This window comes from Paenibacillus sp. YAF4_2 (assembly GCF_052113225.1).
In the GTDB taxonomy this organism is placed as follows: domain Bacteria; phylum Bacillota; class Bacilli; order Paenibacillales; family Paenibacillaceae; genus Pristimantibacillus.
Genome location: NZ_JBFRCT010000034.1, coordinates 1 through 441 on the forward strand (window position 1 = coordinate 1; position 441 = coordinate 441).

Annotated in this window: 1 rRNA gene; it reads right to left on the minus strand. The window is 49.2% G+C overall.

Annotated elements, in window-relative coordinates:
* A 23S ribosomal RNA gene (locus AB4Y93_RS28875) occupies positions 1–441 on the minus strand; the annotation flags it as partial.

Consider the following 441-nt stretch of genomic DNA (forward strand, 5'->3'; position numbering starts at 1 on the left):
CCCTATTAAGACTCGCTTTCGCTACGCCTCCCCTATTCGGTTAAGCTCGCCACTGAAAATAAGTCGCTGACCCATTATACAAAAGGTACGCAGTCACCCAACAAAGTGGGCTCCCACTGCTTGTACGCATACGGTTTCAGGATCTATTTCACTCCCCTCTCCGGGGTTCTTTTCGCCTTTCCCTCACGGTACTAGTTCACTATCGGTCAGTCAGTAGTATTTAGCCTTGGAGGATGGTCCCCCCATATTCAGACAAAGTTTCTCGTGCTCCGTCCTACTCGATTTCATTGAGAAGAGATTTTCGCGTACAGGGCTATCACCCACTATGGCCGCACTTTCCAGAGCGTTCCGCTAATCTCAAATCAACTTAAGGGCTAGTCCCCGTTCGCTCGCCACTACTAAGGGAATCTCGGTTGATTTCTTTTCCTCAGGGTACTTAGA